Origin of the sequence: Yersinia sp. 2540 StPb PI (assembly GCF_052217165.1) — a bacterium.
Classification (GTDB): domain Bacteria; phylum Pseudomonadota; class Gammaproteobacteria; order Enterobacterales; family Enterobacteriaceae; genus Yersinia; species Yersinia enterocolitica_E.
Map to the genome: position 1 here is coordinate 3,381,228 of NZ_JAZGQC010000001.1, position 14,293 is coordinate 3,395,520.

A 14,293-nucleotide genomic window follows, 5' to 3' on the forward strand; every position below is an offset into this window, starting at 1 on the left:
TGTCCAGTTAAAACGACATAGTTATTTGCTGTTCTGAAGCCTCTGTTCGCGCAGGGGCTTTTTGCTTTTGTGGGTTAATCAACAACCGCATCATTCGAAGTGTCGTTGCTATCTCCCTTGCCTCATTCCCAGCTATTGCCAGAATGTTTTCAGGCTTCTCAATCTCAGCAAACTCCAGCAACCGGCAGAACTTGCTCAACATGCTGTCCTTGCCTGATATCCAGCGGCTTATCTGGCACCGGTCAACACCTACGTGCCTAGCGGCTTCCAGTTGGCCCTTGCTGCTGATGCCATTCATAACCTGTACTTCCAATTCAATTGCGTTAGTGCGTTTCTGTGCACGTTCCATTGCGTACTCTTCCCTTGTTAGATGTTGTTACGTGACAAAGCTGTGAGCTTGTCACTTTTGTTGCCCCAGACTTTCCGGGGTGAGGCCAGTAGTGTTAAAGAGCGGTAGTGCTTAAGCTGCTTTCTTATTACTTGGGAACGGACGAACTTCCTCGCCTTTAACAGTCCCGTCTGGCATTACCGTCACCACAATGTGACGGCCCGCACGAATAGCTTTACTGATTGCGCACTGGATAACGCCGAAATCACTAGCGGCCTTTGCTTGCCCGTGAATCTCTGCGTAATCGGCCAAAGTCATTTTGTTCATAGACACACTCCATTTTTGTATCAAACAAAGAATACTACAGGTATTTATTATATTCAATACCTCAGATATTTCGTGTTAAATACTATCGCTATTAGAATGAGGTCATGGAAAAGAGAAAGGAATTGACGACAGAACAGCTAGAAGACGCTAAGCGACTGAAGGCTTTGTATGAGTCAAAGAAAAAAACTTTGGGTATTACGCAGTATACTATTGCTGATGATCTGGGCATCTCACAGGGTGCTGTTGGTCATTACCTGAATGGTAGGAATGCACTTAATGCCCCAATAGCCTCAGTGTTTGCAAAGGCTTTGCAGGTTTCCATCTCTGACTTTAGTCCATCAATTGCAAGAGAAGTATCCGGGTATGCAGCTTCAAATACTGAAGATCCACAACGTCCAGTGATTCTCGCTTATACATACCCGTTATTTTCAACTGTTCAGGCAGGGGCCTTTGCCGCTGTAGGGTCATATACAGAGAAAGATGCAAAAGACTGGATTAGCACCACCAAGAAAGCTAGCGACTCTGCGTTTTGGCTCGAGGTTTCAGGTCATTCAATGACTGCCCCGCAAGGTGTGAAGCCAAGTTTCCCTGAGGGCATGCTTATACTTGTTGATCCTCAAGAAAATGTTAAATATGGCGATTTCTGTGTTGCAGGGACTCATAACGATACAGAGGTCACTTTCAAGAAGTTTGTTTGGGATGATGGCTATCGCTGGCTTGAGCCACTAAATAATAATCCTCGATATCAAAGCATATTGTTTGATGATAACTGCCGGATCATCGGGAAGGTAGTTAAGGCTCAGTGGCCCGAAGAGACATTCAGCTAACCCACTGCTAGCCCATGGATATTTAGCAAATATAAATAAAGGTCTGGTTATGGAAAAAATATCATTTATTTACACCCACGAAATCAGAGAGGGTGATCCAGCCAGGGTGGTTAGGCAACCAGAACCTTGGATTAAAGTCTCAAATATTCCTGGAAGAATTAATCTTGGAATAATTTTTGGGTTATTCATAAGATCCTATAAAACATATAAAATTGTTGTAGATGTCCTCCATGAAGACATTAGTATTATGAATGACACCAAAGACAAGTTATCGGCTGAACCGTTAGTTGCCGCATCCCCTTCAGCTGACGATTATGTGAGCATAGAAAGCATGGCTCTTCTTGGATTGAATGTTAAAAATGAAGGCGCGCATAAGGTGGTTTGTTCCATATATTCCTCCCCAGACCAAATGGAAAATGAGAAAATATTGCATTCAGCTGAGTGTTATTTTTTTGTATCTAAAACGCAGGGAGCGCACTGATGGTTGAAGCTGTCAACATCATAACCAGAGCCCCTGTCATTGCAGATAATCAGGATATGGGCGATAATCGTCAACATGGTAGCGGAAATGGAGGAGGTGATGACATGCTTGAAAGAGTAAAAGATTTAGAAACCAAAGTCGCCACTCTCGTAACTGACGTGGCCATCATCAAAGATAAACTAGCTTCAAAAGAAGACATCCAATCAGTGAAAACTGAGTTACATAAAGAACTTAATAACCAAACTTGGAAAATTATTGGATCTCTTGTTGTAGCTGTTTTGATTGCAGTTTTGTCAAAATATTATATCAAGTAAAATGCTGTCGCTTAGAAACCCGGCCCCGCTGCCGGGTTTTTTGTGCCTGTAATCAGCCTTCTGGCGGTAATCTCAGAATATCAATAGCTAACTCGACGGCTAAAGTTACCTGCTCCTCCTGATACAGCACCTCTATCATCTCTGCTATCGAATCCTTCGAAACTTCCTCACTCTCTATTAGTAGCTGCATCACAGCAGTACCGATAACCTGCGCCACTTCCGGGCGCTGCTGCTCGAAAAACTCTTGTTCGCTATCCATATCTCACCCTTGACGAATAAATTTCACCCAATTTAGCACATTTTTCGCGCCTGATAGCCGGGATCGATATGCAAATATCACATCGGTAAAAATAAATTCCTTTTTAAATCAATACTAAGCATATTCTTTTTAATTTAAGAATACCTAAGGTATTTACATAATAAATATCAATGGTATTCTATACCCATCGAAACGAAACATCGATGCGGCAGTCAGGAACCACTCGCCGCGCCAGTCAGGACGACAGGCTGCTCATTAACAAAGCGGGGAACGAAAGCAGAGATGCTAATCAATCCTCGTGACGGATTTCTCCCGGATAGTCTGGGAGACCAAAGAGAAGTTGGCTTTGGTGGGAGTTAGCTCAGTGTTAACCGGTAGTCGACCATTCGCGATGGTGGTGACGGTTGCAAGAGTTGGCGGAATATTTCTCTGAGTGCGCACGATGGGAGATAGCACGTTAGCCAAGCTTAGAGCGTCACGCTAAGAGTGTGGAGGTCACCCATAGAGGGTATTCCCAACCAAAGCCAATCACCGGAGGTAATCATGGTAGCGATCACAATCAAACCAGCTAAAGAGAATTCAAAGACACGCAAATTTAAGCGTACAGGTGAATTCTTCGCGGCGAAGGATGACAACCGAGCGCTGGCAAGCCGTATTGAAGCAGCGTTCACAAAGCTCTCTGAGGGCTGCACATCGAGGGTATACAAAGCAACGATGCCTATTCAGATTCGCAGCAGTGAGCGACCAAGCGCGGACAATATATGTTTGCCTGAAGTAGCTAAGTTTGCAGCAGGCTTCCGTAAGTCAGAATCATTAACAGCGAGGTAGCAATGCTTAAATTCCTTAAGGTCGTATCACTTCACCCGCTAGCGCCTCGATGGTTTAAGGTCTTGGTACTGCGTTTTATTCTTCTTTATGTAGCTGTAAAGATTAAGAAAGTCATGCGTAACGTTCGCAAAGAAGCCCACCACATAGTTAAGGGGTAAGAGAATGAAAACTGAATTAGGCATAAAGGTCGATATTGATGTTAAGCGAATCAAGACGTGCATCAAAGTGAGAGATACATTTACCGCCGATGTGATTGATGCTGATGGGAAAGTTATTCGAACATTAGAAAGTGAATATGTCCCTGATTGCTTCCCTGGAAACCACTACGGCGATTATCTCGAGCTTGATATCGATATTGAAACGGGGCAAATACTGAACTGGAAGAAGCCTATGCAAGCTGAATTAAGTCAGTTGGTGGGTGAATATGAAGAAGATTAACGAGGTCGCATAACGCGGCCTTTTTTATTGGCGGGTAAATGAGGAATGAATGATGAGTTCACTTGATGAACAGCGAATTGACTCAATGCTGAGAATACTGCGTGAGATGAAAACTGACATGAAGCGTAGCAGCAAGATAGGCGCAATTGATTATCGTGACTCAACACCAAGGCAATGCCAGAAGCGAAAGGCTGATGCTGACTGGATTGGCATGGCGCAAATTAAGCGCCGTCATGAGTTACACGCCTTAGCAGTTGAGCTTGGATTTGCAGAGCGTCGCGAACACTACTCGACCTTTGAGCTTACAGACGGCTGGCACCGCTATAACCACACACCACGCGAGCCAAATTAGTGACCTTACCCCTGCCACTTAACCGGTGGCAGCAATAAGACCACTAGATGAGGTGATGTATGACAGATGAAATTAAAACAGGCGGCCCAGCGTTTCCGTTCGTTCCAGGAGAAGGTTCATCTCTCTACGAATCGGAGGGAATGACATTGCGAGATTACTTCGCAGCTAAAGCAATGGCGGCAATCATATCGGGTAGTTTAGCTCACGGTCAACCTTTCAGTAGTAACGGAGAGTCTGATCGGTTGGCTCAAGCTGCGGGTAGAGTGGCAGACGCAATGATTAAGGCGAGAGGGTGAGATATGGGTGAATACAAAATTACGCGCTCAATTATCCATAAGTGTTATGCATTATCGGTACCACAGTCAGCAGGAATGAAACTCGCTGGAGTAGCTGAAATAATCCCGCTTTATAGCCTACCGTACGAGCTAGCAGAAAAGCTTCGTGATGCGATTAATGGCGGAGATGTCAGCAAGGACTACTGGATTGACCGACTTAAAAATTACGAAGAATCATTTATTCCTCAGTTAACTAGGGAAATTAACGGATTATCTTCTAAAGAAAACACGAAGTAACCCTCCCCCCCCACCAATCCCCAGAGTAAATAACTGACAACTGTCGGTGTTTTGCTGTGGGCTAAACACAAGGAAATGAGCATGGCAGACGAAAACACCGGCTTGGTGGTAATCGACATTAAGCCTGAATCCTACCCGACACTGTACGTCACGAACGGCCTTGATAAATACCTTGACCAGATTCGGCAGGAAGTTAATGAAGTCCCTGATGTATCGACTGCAAAGGGCCGTGCACGGATAGCGTCACTTGCAGCCAGCGTATCACGCAGCAAGACAGCAATCGAAAAGCCGGGGCGTGAGTACCTTCGCCACCTAAAAGAGCAGCCGAAAATCATTGAGGCCGAACTTCGTCGATTTGTCATTGAATGCGATGAAATACGCGACGAAACGCGCCGCTCGCTGACTGAGTGGGAGGCTGAACAGGACCGGTTAAAGGAGGAAGCTGAAGCCAAGAAGAAAGCTGAACAGTTAGCGGCAGAAATTGAAGTGGCCCACGAGATGGCTCTGCTGATGAATGACGCTTTCGACCGTGACGCCAAAGCGAAAGCTGATGAAGTTGAACGCCTGCGGAAAGCCCATGAAGAATTCATAGCTCAACAGGCCGCAGAGAAAGCGAAGCGGGAAGTTGAAGAAAAAGCCAAGCATGACATTGAAGCAGCGGAACAACGTGAATGTGATGCAAAACTAGCTCAGGAACGAGCGGAACAGGCCGCCAAGGATGCCGCAGCCAAAGCTGAGCGTGATGCCAAGGAATTAGCTGAACGCGTCGAGCGCGAGAAGCAGGAAGCTATCGCAGCCGAGAAACTTAAAGCACAGCAGGAAGCTGAGCGAGTTCAACGTGAAGCCAAGCAGAAAGAAGATGCACGTTTAGCTGAAGAGAAGCGTGTTGCTGATGAAAATGCCAAGCGCGCGGCTGACGTAGAACACCGTCGCACCATCAACCGCCAAGCAGTTGCCGACTTAATTGCAAACGGATTGCCAGAAGATTGCGCACAGAAATGTGTAGCCGCTATCGCTAAGAACCTCATTTCCTCAGTTCGTATCACTTACTAATTAAACCGGAGTATCCCATGCATACCTTTTGTATAGCAGGGTGGCCTTGCGTGGGCTGCTCTGATGAACCGCCACGCAATCCACTTATAGAGCTTCTGCTCTGGATTGCCAAAACATTGAACCAGCGAGGTGAGCCATGAATATTGCCAGAGCGCTACAACTTATGGCTGCCCTCGCCATTGATAAGCACGATGACGATTTATTCGAAATGGTATTCAGCCTTTATTACCGGAGGTTGTTATGACCAAAAAAGAGCTCAAGTGGTGGCATAACCACTTGCTGAATTGCGCGAAGTCTTGCCGCAAAGCAGGTAGTAGGCGCTCGGCAGCTAATTACCTCACCTGCGCAGCCGCCAAGCGTCGTATTTACCAAATGGATGTATTGGTATCAATTGAGCTTCAGGAGGCGGCATGACGCAGGACGAGCGATTTTACGCAGCACTCGAATCAGTTGCATGGACGCGACTGATAGCCGATCTGCGATTCACGGATGAAATGGCACAGATAGAAGCCAATGCAGATCAGCGCACAAGTCAGCAGCAACAAAGAATTCAGGAGGCGCAACGTGGATTTGAATAAATTAGATGAGCCGTTCCCTGCCGCTGATATTGAGTGGCGAGTGCAGTCTTGCGGGATAACTAAAGATTCCAAACCATGGGCCATGGTGCTGGCTTACGTAACCAATAGGGCGATCATGAAGCGCCTTGATGATGTTTGTGGGAAAGCATTCTGGCGCAATGAGTTTCAGCCAGCTCCAGACAGCGGCGTTATGTGTGGGATATCCATCAAGGTTGAAGAAGAGTGGATCACTAAATGGGACGCAGCCGAGAACACGCAGGTTGAGGCGGTAAAAGGCGGTATGTCAGGGGCAATGAAGCGCGCTGCTGTCCAGTGGGGTATTGGTCGATACCTATATCAGCTTGAAGAGGGGTTCGCTGAGGTTAGCATCGAAAAGAAATCTGGTTGGAATCGGGCAAAAACAAAAGAACAAAAAATTATCTACTGGCGGCCTCCTGTTTTACCGGATTGGGCATTGCCACCAAAACAAGAACCACAGCAACAAAACAATACCCACACGCTACAGCAAAGAACGCCAGATCAGTACCTTGCAGATTTTACCGGCTGGGCTATCTCGTGCACTGACCAAATAGCTTTAAAGGATGCCTATGACGGGCTGTGTAAGCGACTAACACAACACCCTGAATTAGCTGACAAGGCCAACAAAGCATATCAAGACCAGCTCTCAGACTTAAACAAGGCGGCGTAATGGGACACACAATAACTATCAAGCTACAGAAACCGGCAAGGGAGTTTGCCACTGGTGATTCCATAGGATTTGGAATACGTGGAGGGGTTCGCTACTACGACAGGAAGTCGCAGAAAAACGAATTCACCAACTACCAGGCTGTGATTTTTGCCAAGGAAGGCAAGCAAGCGGAGTTTTACAGGGAGGTGCTCATGGAGGGCGCTATCGTTGAGGTGTTCGGGGAAAGCATCAAAGTCGATGTTTACGATGGTCAAAATGGACAGTCTATTACCCTTGAACTAAACAATGCCAGATTAGGATTTATCGAAGCTGGCAATAAGCAGGGAAAGCCGCAGCAGCAAGAATCAGGGAAGAGTTCAGCGCCGCAAAATCAGCAGCAATGGGGACAACAGCACGCACAGGGACAGCAGCAGGCGACGCACCAAAACAACGAACCACCAATGGACTTTGATGATGATATCCCCTTCTGACCAATAGCCCAAACAGGTAACCACCATGCAGCCAGAACAAATACTGGCCTGCCTCCGCGCCCATCCAGATGCATATATAACCTCATTCCACCGGTCAATTGGCAGCGTGGGGCGTGGGCGTTTGTCTGGTGGTGCAACTGGCGGGTGTACGTTGAATTATAAAGACTCATTCTACAAGGGATTGGGTGAGGGATTCGAGACGATATCGGTACACATTCCCCTGACGTATGTGCTTAACATGCGCCACTTGCTCACGGAAGAGCGATGGGAGGCCAAAGAGATTTCAGCTAAAGGAATTATATACCGACTCAAGCCAGAGCATATGCCAGCCAGCCCCACGCCGTTCTGCTCAACTAATGAAGAGCTGATAGCGCGACGCCAAGAATGCCTGCGACTGCTTTCGGCAGCCTAATCCCCCACCCCATTACCGGCAGTCAATCTGCTGAGGAAACAGTTATGTCTGAAATGAAGGAATTAAAGCGATTCATTTATTCCGCAACGGTCACCAGCGGCAGCGGATCGCAAAGCTTTTATATTGACGCAGAAAGCCGAGAAGAGGCAGACGCACGAGCGGCTAATAACGAATCAGATGGCATGTACGCTGACGATTCCGAAGTTACTGACCTTGACGCACTTGAGTATGAAGACGAGACAACGGTTGATGACTTTGGTGACTTTCCACTAATTAGCCGAGAGCAATCACTGATAGCCCAACTGGAAGCGGCACAGAAAAAAGTGAATGACCTTGAGCTTGCTGATTACAAGTTCTGGCATGGTGCGGCCTGTGATAATCATCAAAAGGTTCTCAAGTTGGAGGCAGCGTTATCAGCGGCAAACGAGAAACTACTCAAACCGGTCAAACTGCCAAAAACAAACGGTTATTGGGATGCTGAAGAACAGGCGTTTGAAAGAGGTATTCAATTAGCTCGTCAAGAAATTCGCATTGCCGGATTCCGTGTGGAAGGTGATGAATAATGACTATCTTCATGGAATTGCGTTGTGAAAAACGCGGCGAAGGTCGCAATGAGAATAACAATCGCTGTTGGTCGGATGACAATGACGGCCCTCATTCACATGGCTGGGATTCTAAAAAAGGTGCCGCTGATTGCTATTCCGAGATTGCAAAACAAGCAACAGATTCAGGATGGGTAAAGCTCAAGGAGGGCTGGGTATGTCCTAACTGTCTGAAGCATGAAGCCAGCTTGGTAGAGGGGAATGCAGATGCTGAGTGAAGCAGAATTAAATTTATCAACTGATGCGCTCACTGTAGAGCAAGCAATCGAACATGCGTTAGCTGTCTATGAGCAAAATGATTGCAACATGTGCGGTCGTCAGCATAAGCAATTAGCGACCTGGCTTACTGAACTGCTATCACTGCGTGAGCAACTTGCAGAGTTGAAAGCTTTGCCGCCGATAGGTCAGATTGTGTTGAGTGATTATGATTCTGACGGCACACGAACGGCACGAGTAGTTTGCCTACACGACCACGCTGACTGGGATAACTTTCAAGATGGTACCTTGTTATTCACAGAAGCCAAGCCCTCATAACACCGCTATACTCCTCCAAACGAATAGGAGGAATCCATGAGCTACAATCTCGCTGATATACCGCAAGACGACAAAGACAAGATGGCTGTGGACTTAGCCGCTTCAGGCGTTGCATTCAAAGAGCGCTACAACATGCCGGTTATCCCCGCTCAAATAGAGGACCAGCAGCCAGAGCATTTACGTGAGTATTTCCGTGAACGAGTAAAACACTACAGGGAAGTGGGTAGAACGATGGGTAAAATGGAATATACCCCGCCAGAGAGAAAGTAATTAAATGAGCCCTGGAGTAAAGGTTTTAATCATCCTTGGATACTTACTTGTTAGTTATATATTCATTGCTCCCTGGTTTTTGTCTTCATCAGAGGAGTTTTTAGTGTTTATTGGTATGTTGCTTGCCTCTCTAGGCATCCCCATCAGCGCATTTGTTCTGGCTAAGAAATTTTTTAATTTCATGTAAATAGTATCTATTGACCTCAATGAACCTCGCTAATGCGGGGTTTTTTATTGGGAGTAAATCATGAGCGACTCATTCGAAAAGTGGCTAGACGAGCCAATCGGGCCAAGCGGTGAACAACGCCGCTACGTCCTCAGTATACCCCGTCAACACTTCGCTAAAACCGTATGGACAGATTGCAAGAAAGCAATCAAAGGGAAACGGACTTCATCTAAATAACCTGGAGATTCCCTATGCACATCAAAATTGAAGGTTACGTCATCACGAGTAACGAGAATGAATTCGTCCTGAATGCAGTTAACGTTTTCGGCAAAGACAGTAAGAACGCTGGCGAAACCTACCTGAAAGTTATCGGGTATTACCCAATGCTGAATCAGCTTATCACTGCCTTAATCATGCGCAGTATTAAGCAGTCAGAAGTCGAATCCCTGCAAGCCATGCAGCAACACATTACTCGCGTCAGCCTTGCATGCGAGAAGGCGCTTAATGATTTCACATCAGAACCGGCAAATGATGAGGTGGCCTGATGGACGATATCAGCGAACTAATTCTGACTATTGGCCGCGCGCCGGATGACGGACGTGACCACAAAGAAGCGTATGTGTGGGATATGAAAATAAAGCAGCGGCTACGAACCGGCGATAAATCAAAGAGACCGGTACCGCGGCAAGTTGTCCCGCCAACGCCAGTTAAAACAGTGAAGTCAGTGAAAGCGAAAGTGAGAAAGATAATGGAGGCGGCATGAGTAGAGGAACGATTATTTGCCTGTGCGACCTGACAGGAATTATGGCAGGGCCGTGGGTAGCGGCTGGGTATGATGCAATTTTAATTGACCCACAGCACATTGAGAAAAGTAACCAAGCGGGAATGCGAAAGTGGCCAGACACAGTTCTGACAGCAGCCAGCGCATTGGGTAATGTTATCAGGAATGAGGACGTTGTGTTTGTTGCCGGCTTCCCACCGTGCACTGATGTTGCTGTAAGTGGTGCCGCTCACTTCGAAAAGAAACGCAATGCGGATACTCATTTTCAGGCTAAGGCCGCACTTGTTGCGGAACAATGCCGAATGATTGGTGAAATAACTGGAGCACCGTGGTTCTTCGAAAATCCAGTAAGTGTTTTCAGTGGCATATTTGGAAAGCCTAATTTCATTTTCAATCCAAGTGATTACGGCGGTTATCTGCCAGAACATGATGTTCACCCAACCTATCCAGACTACATCGCTCCACGCGATGCATATCCAAAGAAAACCTGTTTATGGGCAGGGGGGGGATTTGTGATGCCGGATAAGTTGCCAGTTCCAGTGCCTGAAGGTTATTCAACTCAGCATCTAAAGCTGGGCGGTAAGTCAGAGCGTGTGAAGAACATTCGAAGCGCCACACCTCGCGGTTTCGCTGAAGCAGTTTTCCAGGCTAATGCGCCGCATCTGAAAGCGTTAAGAGAGGCGGCATGAGTGAGATTAAGCATCCGGCAATACGTTACCACGGCGGAAAGTTCAGATTGGCACCCTGGGTTATCAGTCACTTCCCAGCCCATACGCATTATGTAGAACCGTTCGGAGGCGCGGCGTCTGTATTGCTGAGGAAAGAGCGAAGCTATGCAGAGGTCTATAACGATTTGGATGGCGACGTGGTTAATCTCTTTGTCGTTCTGCGCGATATGACATTGCGTGAATGCCTCATAGAGTCATTGATTCTTACCCCCTACTCTCGCAATGAATTTACCGATGCATACGGCGAAGCAGAAACGATGGTCGAGAAGGCGCGGAAATTAGTCATCAGGGCAACAATGGGATTTGGTTCTGCCGGCGCAACAAAGGGAACGACCGGTTTTCGCCTGGATACAAAACGCAGTTCGGCAACCGCACAGCACCTTTGGGCGAGGATGCCTGAAAACTTGGCAGCAGTTGGCCAGAGATTCGAAGGTGTCCTAGTAGAGAATCGTGATGCAGTCCAATGCATGTTAGACCACGACACAGTTTCAACGCTTCACTTTGTTGACCCGCCATATGTCCATGATACCCGCGTGATTTCATCCAGATATTACCGCCATGAAATGGACAATAACGCTCATTTAAACCTACTCGATACCGTCAACAAGCTTGAGGGGATGGTCGTGCTTAGCGGCTACAACACGGATATGTATAACGACATTCTTACCGGCTGGCAGAAGCAAGAGAAACAATCATCAGCAGCCGGACGGAAAGGCTCAGTTAAGCGTCTTGAGTGCCTGTGGCTGAGTCCTAATGTTTTATCTGGGAGTAAAGCAGCATGAAACGACTCAAATTATCAACAGAGATATTAGTGGTGATAATTCTCACCCTATTCTCTATGTGCATGATTATCTATGTGATTGGTGATGCTGTGAAGGGAGTTCACTGATGGATGACCTTAGCTTTGTAATGGCGTATCTGGATTGGATACTGCTTATCGTCGGCGGCGGTGTAGCGCTCTGGTTGCTGTGGGTAAAGGGATGGTGAGCGTATGGAGACAACCATTGAAAATGCTATTAGGTCAGTAGCGCGATGTTGTAGAGCAGAAATAATTTACGCCACGGACGGCAAACCAATCCAAGAGCACGACAAACTCATCACCGAAATCCTCGACCGCCACGCAAAAAAAATCACCGCTCTACCCCCTAACACTTTCCCGGCTAAGCGCTGGTTGAGTTATTACGTCCGACAGATTGATAAAGAGATAAGAGGCCAGCTATGACAAATGTTATTCAAATTGTGCCGAATAAGTGGGTAACAGAGGATCTGCTTATTACTTTAACCGGCCTTCGTCCTGGAACAATTAAGAGGGCCAGAGAGAAATCGTGGCTGCAAGGGAGGGAGTATTTACTGGTTTCTCCTGAAGATGATCCAAAACCCAATAGCGAGTGTATGTATAACAGGGAGGCTATTGATAACTGGGTCGAGCGTCAAAAAAGTATCCAGCCATCAACCGCAAAGCTAAAAAAAGCGGTATAACCTACAGTCCAATCAACCTCATAAGGGTCAATTATGAGCAAACAGCAATACCCTACCGGCGTAGAGCATCATGGAGGATATCTACGCATTTGGTTTATGTATCAGAAAAAGCGTTGCAGGGAATCCCTTGGGGTTCCTGATACGCCTAAGAACAGAAAAATAGCATCTGATTTGCGTCAGTCAATTGGGTACGCTATTAAGACCGGAACATTTGACTATGCAAAACAGTTTCCTGAGTCACCAAATGCATCACAATATACAACCACAGAAATCAGGAATATTACCGTTCAGGTGTTGTTCAACAAATGGCTTTCCCTGAAAGAGCCGGAGGTTTCGCTAAACACCCACGATAGATATACATCAACACTGAAAACGGCAGCTATTCTACTTGGTCCTGACCGGCAGGCTTCATCAATCAGAAATGAAGACATTTTGAAGTTGAGAAATGAGTTGCTTAATGGGATGCAATTACCTCGACGTCACCAGATTACGGCGGTTAGAGGGCGGTCGGTGCCGACTGTTAATTATTGCCTGGCATGTGTTAAATCAGCATTTATGTTTGCGGCGGGGAATGGGTACTCTAATTTAGATCCAACATCAAATTTGGTTCGACTTAGGAAAAGTAAGCCACAGCCAGATCCGCTAACAAGAGATGAGTTCTTTAGAATGCTCGATGGCTGCACCCATCAGCAAATTAAAAACTTATGGACACTCGCTGTATATACCGGCATGCGGCATGGGGAACTTTGTGCACTGGCTTGGGAGGATGTAGACCTCGAAGCGGGCACAATTATGGTAAGGAGAAATCTTACCCGAGTTAAGCAGTTTACTTTACCAAAAACCGACGCAGGAACCGATCGCATTATTCAGCTTACGGACAATGCAAAAGAAGCCCTGCGCAGTCAAATGCTATACACAAGGATGGGGCCGCAATATCAAATACTGGTCCATACAAGAGAAGCAAGAAAAACAAGGGAAGACGGTTGCACTTTCGTCTTCATACCCAGAGTTACATCATCAAACCAGCTTTGCGGTGATTATTACTCAACTGAATCACTAGGCCAGATATGGAACGGAGCTTTGAGGAGGTCGGGTGTCAGGTCAAGAAAGCCATATCAATCACGTCATACATTCGCATGCTGGCTGTTGTCGGCCGGTGCAAACCCATCATTCATCGCTTCACAGATGGGACACGCATCTGCGCAGATGGTTTTCTCTGTTTATGGGGAATGGATGCCAGAAAGCAACAATGAGCAAATTGCACTTTTGAATGCTAAATTTTCTCAAAATGCCCCACTCATGCCCCACAAGAAAATTGTATAGTGGGTTTTACTATATAATTCAATAGCATTACCCACTCACACCCCCATATTCATTACATCTTGATAAGCCGCAACTAGCTTATTACGAACTTGAATGCCCAGTTGCAAAGATACTGATGACTTTTGCATATCTACCATCACATCATTCAGGCCAACACCGGGCACACCCAATTCAAAATTCTGTGCCTGAGTGCGGGCATGCTGTTGGTTTTCACTGATTTTGCCGATGGCCGCTTTCAACTCACTGGCGAAGCCGGCCTCTACTGGCAACATCTTTGCCGAACCGGATGCCTGCAATGCAGTGACCTGCAACTGCTGTAAAACCCCTTCAATACCTTGAACAGACATGCTCATCCTCAAACGATGTAATGGGTCAAATAACAACATGGAAAATGAGTCCGTAAATGCGGTTATTCACCATTCGCCACGTGTCACTATTTTCAGGATGACACCCTAACACATCATTTTTGTACTAAAGCCGCTA

Annotated in this window: 29 protein-coding genes; 25 read left to right on the plus strand and 4 right to left on the minus strand. The window is 46.6% G+C overall.

From position 1 onward, the window contains the following. Window positions 1–7 precede the first annotated feature (7 nt). Together V1956_RS15550 and V1956_RS15555 are read right to left on the minus strand one after the other, a co-directional pair. Window positions 8–349, minus strand: a complete 342-nt coding sequence (locus V1956_RS15550; RefSeq protein WP_145580324.1) for a CII family transcriptional regulator — start codon at window positions 347–349, stop codon at window positions 8–10. Window positions 350–460: 111 nt separating this feature from the next. After that, on the minus strand, window positions 461–655 hold the full coding sequence (locus tag V1956_RS15555; protein WP_042562436.1) for a Cro/CI family transcriptional regulator: 195 nt from the start codon (window positions 653–655) through the stop codon (window positions 461–463). Between the two features lie 104 nt (window positions 656–759). Here V1956_RS15555 and V1956_RS15560 point away from each other — a divergent pair, with 104 nt between their 5' ends. The 3 genes from V1956_RS15560 to V1956_RS15570 are packed head-to-tail and all read left to right on the plus strand — an operon-like array spanning window position 760 to window position 2,277. Then, window positions 760–1,482 (plus strand): LexA family protein, encoded by a 723-nt coding sequence (locus tag V1956_RS15560; RefSeq protein ID WP_012304433.1) that lies wholly within the window; start codon window positions 760–762, stop codon window positions 1,480–1,482. 49 nt (window positions 1,483–1,531) lie between these two features. After that, window positions 1,532–1,963: a hypothetical protein gene (locus V1956_RS15565; RefSeq protein WP_442825322.1), complete on the plus strand. Its 432-nt coding sequence runs from the start codon at window positions 1,532–1,534 to the stop codon at window positions 1,961–1,963. Then, window positions 1,963–2,277: a hypothetical protein gene (locus V1956_RS15570; RefSeq protein ID WP_240442743.1), complete on the plus strand. Its 315-nt coding sequence runs from the start codon at window positions 1,963–1,965 to the stop codon at window positions 2,275–2,277. The genes V1956_RS15565 and V1956_RS15570 overlap by 1 nt, the downstream gene beginning before the upstream one ends. A gap of 52 nt (window positions 2,278–2,329) precedes the next feature. On the opposite strand, the gene V1956_RS15575 is transcribed toward V1956_RS15570, so the two are convergent. Then, entirely contained in the window at window positions 2,330–2,536 is a 207-nt protein-coding gene (locus V1956_RS15575) for a hypothetical protein (RefSeq protein WP_048901719.1), read from the minus strand. Window positions 2,537–3,079: 543 nt separating this feature from the next. On the opposite strand from V1956_RS15575, the gene V1956_RS15580 reads away from it, so the two are divergent. The 22 genes from V1956_RS15580 to V1956_RS15685 all read left to right on the plus strand — a co-directional run bounded on the left by V1956_RS15580 (window position 3,080) and on the right by V1956_RS15685 (window position 13,810). Further along, window positions 3,080–3,364: a transcriptional antitermination N peptide gene (locus V1956_RS15580; RefSeq protein ID WP_442825323.1), complete on the plus strand. Its 285-nt coding sequence runs from the start codon at window positions 3,080–3,082 to the stop codon at window positions 3,362–3,364. A 162-nt stretch (window positions 3,365–3,526) separates the two neighbouring features. Continuing rightward, on the plus strand, window positions 3,527–3,802 hold the full coding sequence (locus tag V1956_RS15585) for a hypothetical protein (RefSeq protein WP_442825324.1): 276 nt from the start codon (window positions 3,527–3,529) through the stop codon (window positions 3,800–3,802). Between the two features lie 49 nt (window positions 3,803–3,851). After that, entirely contained in the window at window positions 3,852–4,154 is a 303-nt protein-coding gene (locus V1956_RS15590; RefSeq protein ID WP_442825325.1) for a regulator, read from the plus strand. Window positions 4,155–4,213: 59 nt separating this feature from the next. Further along, window positions 4,214–4,450 (plus strand): hypothetical protein, encoded by a 237-nt coding sequence (locus V1956_RS15595; protein WP_442825326.1) that lies wholly within the window; start codon window positions 4,214–4,216, stop codon window positions 4,448–4,450. A gap of 3 nt (window positions 4,451–4,453) precedes the next feature. Next, window positions 4,454–4,726: a hypothetical protein gene (locus tag V1956_RS15600; protein ID WP_172986540.1), complete on the plus strand. Its 273-nt coding sequence runs from the start codon at window positions 4,454–4,456 to the stop codon at window positions 4,724–4,726. An 81-nt stretch (window positions 4,727–4,807) separates the two neighbouring features. Then, window positions 4,808–5,779 (plus strand): hypothetical protein, encoded by a 972-nt coding sequence (locus tag V1956_RS15605; RefSeq protein ID WP_420072460.1) that lies wholly within the window; start codon window positions 4,808–4,810, stop codon window positions 5,777–5,779. 240 nt (window positions 5,780–6,019) lie between these two features. After that, window positions 6,020–6,193: a hypothetical protein gene (locus tag V1956_RS15610; RefSeq protein WP_420072459.1), complete on the plus strand. Its 174-nt coding sequence runs from the start codon at window positions 6,020–6,022 to the stop codon at window positions 6,191–6,193. Then, window positions 6,190–6,357: a hypothetical protein gene (locus tag V1956_RS15615; RefSeq protein ID WP_420072458.1), complete on the plus strand. Its 168-nt coding sequence runs from the start codon at window positions 6,190–6,192 to the stop codon at window positions 6,355–6,357. The genes V1956_RS15610 and V1956_RS15615 overlap by 4 nt, the downstream gene beginning before the upstream one ends. Then, entirely contained in the window at window positions 6,344–7,045 is a 702-nt protein-coding gene (locus V1956_RS15620; protein WP_420072457.1) for a Rad52/Rad22 family DNA repair protein, read from the plus strand. The genes V1956_RS15615 and V1956_RS15620 overlap by 14 nt, the downstream gene beginning before the upstream one ends. Beyond that, the gene (locus V1956_RS15625; RefSeq protein WP_442825327.1) at window positions 7,045–7,515 is read left to right on the plus strand and encodes a hypothetical protein; all 471 of its coding nucleotides are present in this window, start codon (window positions 7,045–7,047) and stop codon (window positions 7,513–7,515) included. Before V1956_RS15620 ends, V1956_RS15625 begins: the two co-directional genes overlap by 1 nt. Window positions 7,516–7,540: 25 nt before the next feature. Beyond that, entirely contained in the window at window positions 7,541–7,927 is a 387-nt protein-coding gene (locus V1956_RS15630; RefSeq protein ID WP_420072602.1) for a hypothetical protein, read from the plus strand. Window positions 7,928–7,971: 44 nt separating this feature from the next. Then, window positions 7,972–8,490 carry a hypothetical protein gene (locus V1956_RS15635; protein ID WP_442825328.1) on the plus strand — a complete coding sequence of 173 codons (519 nt, stop codon included), beginning with the start codon at window positions 7,972–7,974 and terminating at the stop codon, window positions 8,488–8,490. Beyond that, window positions 8,490–8,747: a hypothetical protein gene (locus V1956_RS15640; RefSeq protein WP_420072610.1), complete on the plus strand. Its 258-nt coding sequence runs from the start codon at window positions 8,490–8,492 to the stop codon at window positions 8,745–8,747. Before V1956_RS15635 ends, V1956_RS15640 begins: the two co-directional genes overlap by 1 nt. After that, on the plus strand, window positions 8,737–9,063 hold the full coding sequence (locus V1956_RS15645; RefSeq protein WP_442825329.1) for a hypothetical protein: 327 nt from the start codon (window positions 8,737–8,739) through the stop codon (window positions 9,061–9,063). Before V1956_RS15640 ends, V1956_RS15645 begins: the two co-directional genes overlap by 11 nt. A gap of 36 nt (window positions 9,064–9,099) precedes the next feature. Further along, a complete protein-coding gene (locus V1956_RS15650) occupies window positions 9,100–9,333 on the plus strand; it encodes a DNA polymerase III subunit theta (protein WP_050879039.1) in 234 nt (77 codons plus the stop codon). A 247-nt stretch (window positions 9,334–9,580) separates the two neighbouring features. Next, window positions 9,581–9,736, plus strand: a complete 156-nt coding sequence (locus tag V1956_RS15655; protein ID WP_442825330.1) for a hypothetical protein — start codon at window positions 9,581–9,583, stop codon at window positions 9,734–9,736. Window positions 9,737–9,750: 14 nt separating this feature from the next. Further along, entirely contained in the window at window positions 9,751–10,044 is a 294-nt protein-coding gene (locus V1956_RS15660) for a DUF5405 family protein (RefSeq protein ID WP_420072620.1), read from the plus strand. Continuing rightward, complete coding sequence (locus tag V1956_RS15665) at window positions 10,044–10,262, plus strand: hypothetical protein (protein WP_442825331.1); 219 nt, start codon at window positions 10,044–10,046, stop codon at window positions 10,260–10,262. The genes V1956_RS15660 and V1956_RS15665 overlap by 1 nt, the downstream gene beginning before the upstream one ends. Beyond that, a complete protein-coding gene (locus V1956_RS15670) occupies window positions 10,259–10,969 on the plus strand; it encodes a dcm methylase (protein ID WP_442825332.1) in 711 nt (236 codons plus the stop codon). The genes V1956_RS15665 and V1956_RS15670 overlap by 4 nt, the downstream gene beginning before the upstream one ends. After that, the gene (locus V1956_RS15675; RefSeq protein ID WP_442825333.1) at window positions 10,966–11,790 is read left to right on the plus strand and encodes a DNA adenine methylase; all 825 of its coding nucleotides are present in this window, start codon (window positions 10,966–10,968) and stop codon (window positions 11,788–11,790) included. The genes V1956_RS15670 and V1956_RS15675 overlap by 4 nt, the downstream gene beginning before the upstream one ends. A 436-nt stretch (window positions 11,791–12,226) precedes the next feature. Beyond that, on the plus strand, window positions 12,227–12,487 hold the full coding sequence (locus tag V1956_RS15680; RefSeq protein ID WP_145603526.1) for an excisionase family protein: 261 nt from the start codon (window positions 12,227–12,229) through the stop codon (window positions 12,485–12,487). A gap of 33 nt (window positions 12,488–12,520) precedes the next feature. Beyond that, entirely contained in the window at window positions 12,521–13,810 is a 1,290-nt protein-coding gene (locus tag V1956_RS15685; protein WP_442825334.1) for an Arm DNA-binding domain-containing protein, read from the plus strand. 35 nt (window positions 13,811–13,845) lie between these two features. On the opposite strand, the gene fliE is transcribed toward V1956_RS15685, so the two are convergent. After that, complete coding sequence (gene fliE / locus V1956_RS15690) at window positions 13,846–14,157, minus strand: flagellar hook-basal body complex protein FliE (RefSeq protein WP_372558683.1); 312 nt, start codon at window positions 14,155–14,157, stop codon at window positions 13,846–13,848. Between the last annotated feature and the right edge of the window lie 136 nt (window positions 14,158–14,293).

Bases quoted from the DNA above. Each gene is read 5' to 3' on its own strand.
- V1956_RS15555 (WP_042562436.1), bottom strand. From the start codon at position 655: ATGAACAAAATGACTTTGGCCGATTACGCAGAGATTCACGGGCAAGCA.
- V1956_RS15655 (WP_442825330.1), top strand. From the start codon at position 9,581: ATGAGCGACTCATTCGAAAAGTGGCTAGACGAGCCAATCGGGCCAAGC.
- V1956_RS15590 (WP_442825325.1), top strand. From the start codon at position 3,852: ATGATGAGTTCACTTGATGAACAGCGAATTGACTCAATGCTGAGAATA.
- V1956_RS15605 (WP_420072460.1), top strand. From the start codon at position 4,808: ATGGCAGACGAAAACACCGGCTTGGTGGTAATCGACATTAAGCCTGAA.
- V1956_RS15640 (WP_420072610.1), top strand. From the start codon at position 8,490: ATGACTATCTTCATGGAATTGCGTTGTGAAAAACGCGGCGAAGGTCGC.
- V1956_RS15625 (WP_442825327.1), top strand. From the start codon at position 7,045: ATGGGACACACAATAACTATCAAGCTACAGAAACCGGCAAGGGAGTTT.
- V1956_RS15665 (WP_442825331.1), top strand. From the start codon at position 10,044: ATGGACGATATCAGCGAACTAATTCTGACTATTGGCCGCGCGCCGGAT.
- V1956_RS15570 (WP_240442743.1), top strand. From the start codon at position 1,963: ATGGTTGAAGCTGTCAACATCATAACCAGAGCCCCTGTCATTGCAGAT.
- V1956_RS15610 (WP_420072459.1), top strand. From the start codon at position 6,020: ATGACCAAAAAAGAGCTCAAGTGGTGGCATAACCACTTGCTGAATTGC.
- V1956_RS15635 (WP_442825328.1), top strand. From the start codon at position 7,972: ATGTCTGAAATGAAGGAATTAAAGCGATTCATTTATTCCGCAACGGTC.
- V1956_RS15660 (WP_420072620.1), top strand. From the start codon at position 9,751: ATGCACATCAAAATTGAAGGTTACGTCATCACGAGTAACGAGAATGAA.
- V1956_RS15615 (WP_420072458.1), top strand. From the start codon at position 6,190: ATGACGCAGGACGAGCGATTTTACGCAGCACTCGAATCAGTTGCATGG.
- V1956_RS15675 (WP_442825333.1), top strand. From the start codon at position 10,966: ATGAGTGAGATTAAGCATCCGGCAATACGTTACCACGGCGGAAAGTTC.
- V1956_RS15630 (WP_420072602.1), top strand. From the start codon at position 7,541: ATGCAGCCAGAACAAATACTGGCCTGCCTCCGCGCCCATCCAGATGCA.
- V1956_RS15680 (WP_145603526.1), top strand. From the start codon at position 12,227: ATGACAAATGTTATTCAAATTGTGCCGAATAAGTGGGTAACAGAGGAT.
- V1956_RS15595 (WP_442825326.1), top strand. From the start codon at position 4,214: ATGACAGATGAAATTAAAACAGGCGGCCCAGCGTTTCCGTTCGTTCCA.
- V1956_RS15575 (WP_048901719.1), bottom strand. From the start codon at position 2,536: ATGGATAGCGAACAAGAGTTTTTCGAGCAGCAGCGCCCGGAAGTGGCG.
- V1956_RS15565 (WP_442825322.1), top strand. From the start codon at position 1,532: ATGGAAAAAATATCATTTATTTACACCCACGAAATCAGAGAGGGTGAT.
- V1956_RS15600 (WP_172986540.1), top strand. From the start codon at position 4,454: ATGGGTGAATACAAAATTACGCGCTCAATTATCCATAAGTGTTATGCA.
- V1956_RS15650 (WP_050879039.1), top strand. From the start codon at position 9,100: ATGAGCTACAATCTCGCTGATATACCGCAAGACGACAAAGACAAGATG.
- V1956_RS15685 (WP_442825334.1), top strand. From the start codon at position 12,521: ATGAGCAAACAGCAATACCCTACCGGCGTAGAGCATCATGGAGGATAT.
- V1956_RS15645 (WP_442825329.1), top strand. From the start codon at position 8,737: ATGCTGAGTGAAGCAGAATTAAATTTATCAACTGATGCGCTCACTGTA.
- V1956_RS15560 (WP_012304433.1), top strand. From the start codon at position 760: ATGGAAAAGAGAAAGGAATTGACGACAGAACAGCTAGAAGACGCTAAG.
- V1956_RS15550 (WP_145580324.1), bottom strand. From the start codon at position 349: ATGGAACGTGCACAGAAACGCACTAACGCAATTGAATTGGAAGTACAG.
- V1956_RS15670 (WP_442825332.1), top strand. From the start codon at position 10,259: ATGAGTAGAGGAACGATTATTTGCCTGTGCGACCTGACAGGAATTATG.
- V1956_RS15585 (WP_442825324.1), top strand. From the start codon at position 3,527: ATGAAAACTGAATTAGGCATAAAGGTCGATATTGATGTTAAGCGAATC.
- fliE (WP_372558683.1), bottom strand. From the start codon at position 14,157: ATGTCTGTTCAAGGTATTGAAGGGGTTTTACAGCAGTTGCAGGTCACT.
- V1956_RS15580 (WP_442825323.1), top strand. From the start codon at position 3,080: ATGGTAGCGATCACAATCAAACCAGCTAAAGAGAATTCAAAGACACGC.